The sequence below is a fragment of the Nocardiopsis sp. TNDT3 genome, from assembly GCF_003427465.1.
Classification (GTDB): domain Bacteria; phylum Actinomycetota; class Actinomycetes; order Streptosporangiales; family Streptosporangiaceae; genus Nocardiopsis; species Nocardiopsis dassonvillei.
In genome coordinates, this window is record NZ_QPFC01000343.1 from 1 (window position 1) to 2,231 (window position 2,231).

The 2,231-nt window shown below is 73.6% G+C and carries 1 protein-coding gene and 1 pseudogene; one reads left to right on the forward strand and one right to left on the reverse strand.

The window, feature by feature from the left end:
• Positions 1-264, reverse strand: a pseudogene (locus DQW06_RS09260) (ACP S-malonyltransferase); the annotation flags it as partial.
• 242 nt (positions 265-506) lie between these two features.
• On the opposite strand from DQW06_RS09260, the gene DQW06_RS09265 reads away from it, so the two are divergent.
• Positions 507-1,769, forward strand: a complete 1,263-nt coding sequence (locus DQW06_RS09265) for a CdaR family transcriptional regulator (RefSeq protein ID WP_013153965.1) — start codon at positions 507-509, stop codon at positions 1,767-1,769.
• Positions 1,770-2,231: the final 462 nt, after the last annotated feature.

Consider the following 2,231-nt stretch of genomic DNA (forward strand, 5'->3'; position numbering starts at 1 on the left):
CTCGGCGGGCAGCGCGGGGGAGGGGGCGGCCAGGGGTCCGAGCACGGCGGAGGCCGCGACGAGGCCGGCCCCGACCAGCAGGGGTTGGGCGACCGCTGTGTCACGGATCTCGTCCGCGTCCGCGGTGGTGCCGTAGCGCACCAGGTCCAGCCCGGCGACCTCGGACCACGCCTCGACCTGCGCGGAGACACCGGGCAGTTCGAGCCACGGGGAGAGGAATCCGGGAACCTGGGCGCCTTGGCCGGGAGCAACGATTACAAGCACGACATCAACCTTGCCCTGTAGGAGATCACCGGTCAGAGGGGGAGGAGCACGAACTTACTCGACACCGTTTGTTGGGACTCCACAAAACGGTGCCGAACGTGCTCCCTCGGACCCGGAACCGGTGGGAGAGGTCACCCTCCGACGGTACGCTGCGCGCGCACCCGGTCACGCCAGCGGTTCGCGCCCGCCGGGGACGCGGGGCGGCCCGCCGGCCGGGTGCCGCGGGATGCGAACCTGGAGAGGTGAACACCGAACCCCACCAGACCCCGGACGACCAGGGCACCGCGGCGGACCCGGAGGGCGCACCCGCCTCCGTGCCCACGGAGCAGGAACGCGTGCGCGCGGAGACCGTGCGCCGCCTGGAGCGCTCCATGGGCGCGCTCGGCACGGCCGCCGTGGCCCGCATGGAACAGCGCCTGGGCTGGTTCCGCCGGATGTCGGCCGAGGACCGCTCGTGGATCGGACTGGTCGCCCAGTCCGGGGTGGCCGCCTTCGTCGACTGGTTCCGCAACCCGGTGCGCGGCCGCCCGGCCATCACCGTCGAGGTCTTCGGCACCGCGCCGCGCGAGCTCACGCGCTCGGTCTCCCTCCAGCAGACCGTCGACATGATCCGCGTGGTCATCGACGTGGTCGAGGGACAGGTGGAGGAGCTGGCCGCCCCCGGCGGAGCCCAGCAGCTGCGCGAGGCCGTGCTGCGCTACACGCGCGAGGTGGCCTTCAGCTCCGCGAAGGTCTACGCGCGCGCCGCCGAGGCGCGTGGCGCGTGGGACGCGCGCCTGGAGGCCCTGATCGTGGACGCCCTGCTGCACGGCGACCAGGAGGACGGCCTCCAGACGTGGGGTTCGGCGCTGAGCTGGTCGCACACCCCGGTCGTCGCGGTGGCCGGGGAGGTCGGCGACGACGACGGCGGCAAGGTCCTGGACGACCTGCGCTCGGCCGCGCGCCGCCTCGGCCACGACGTGCTGGCCGGGATGCAGGGACGTCGCGTGGTCGTGGTGATCGGCGTGGGGGACCGCTACCCGGCGCAGGACCTGCCCGCGGCCGCCGCCGAACCGCTGGCCGGGCTCTTCGGCTCGGGCCCGGTGGTGGTGGGGCCCGCCGTCCCCGACCTGCGGTCCGCGGGGGCCTCGCTGCGCGCCGCGGTCAACGGACTGCGGGCCGCGGTGGCCTGGCCGGACGCGCCGCGCCCGGTCCTCGCCGACGACCTGCTGCCCGAGCGCGCGCTCCAGGGCGAGGCCGAGGCGCGCAGGCAGCTGGTCGAGGAGGTGTACGTGCCCCTGCTGGGCGCGGGGTCGCCCCTGCTGGACACCCTGTCGGTGTACCTGGAGCACGCCTCGTCGCTGGAGGCCACCGCGCGGATGCTGTTCGTGCACCCCAACACGGTCCGCTACCGGCTCAGCCGGATCGCCGAGCTCACCGGGCGCACGCCCTCCGACGGGCGCGGCTCCTTCGTCCTGCGGGTGGCGGTCGCCCTCGGGCGGCTCGCGCGGACCGACGGCGCCTGATCCTCCGGGGGCGGCCGGTTCGGGTGCCTTTGGGGGCGGCCGGTTCCGGTCACGGCCCCGCGGAGGGGAACCCGCCGCGTAACCTGATCGTTGCCTGCCATGTCAGTCCCCTTATGGAAGTTTCACCAGAGCCGGGTATGTCGGTAACTGGTTGTGTACGCCCGGGGACCACATGAAAAGGGATAGCTTTGTGGTGGGCGGGTTGCCGACGGGACCGTTGAGGCTGCGTCATCCTCGGGCGAAGGTCCCCGCACCGCCCCGTCACGACGTTCTTGGGGGGTCAACGCTGTGGTCGAGCGACCGAGGATAGGGTCCCGGCTCTTCCGTCCGATGATCGATTACGTTCTCGCGCCCACTCAGGAGGGTGAGCTGCGCAGACGGGCGCTGTTCTGGCTCCCCGCGCCGCTGCCCGTGCTGGGCGTGGTCTACCTGCTGGTCGGCGGCCAACTGGCCGCCGCGGGG